This window comes from Bradyrhizobium sp. 2TAF36 (assembly GCF_052114925.1).
Lineage (GTDB): Bacteria > Pseudomonadota > Alphaproteobacteria > Rhizobiales > Xanthobacteraceae > Bradyrhizobium > Bradyrhizobium barranii.
In genome coordinates, this window is sequence record NZ_JBFRFR010000267.1 from 1 (window position 1) to 356 (window position 356).

Annotated in this window: 1 protein-coding gene; it reads right to left on the reverse strand. The window is 60.1% G+C overall.

The genetic code is table 11. The features are described 5' to 3' along the window. Positions 1-35: 35 nt before the first annotated feature. Positions 36-356: hypothetical protein (locus AB4Z51_RS45100; protein WP_441499794.1), on the reverse strand; the 321-nt coding region annotated here is incomplete at its 5' end.

Genomic DNA, 356 nt, shown 5'->3' on the forward strand with positions numbered 1-356 from the left:
GACCGAAGACATCTGGCCACGCATAGTGGTCGAGATCATATTTTCCGCGAGCAATGATACGGCGACCCAATTCGGCAATTGCAATGTCTCGCCGGCAAAATGTGGTTCGACCAGCACATCCCCAAGTGGACCCACGATGCAGGATCCGCCGCGAATGAGCACAGTTCGCGCAGGGATGGGCGCATAATTAGGCGGCCATGCCGCGCGTCACGCTCCAGGGCCGTCGACATCAGCTTGCGGTGCTTGGCTAGAAGTTTGCCCGACAGTTCGCGCAGGGATGGGCGCATAATTAGGCGGCCATGCCGCGCGTCACGCTCCAGGGCCGTCGACATCAGCTTGCGGTGCTTGGCTAGAAG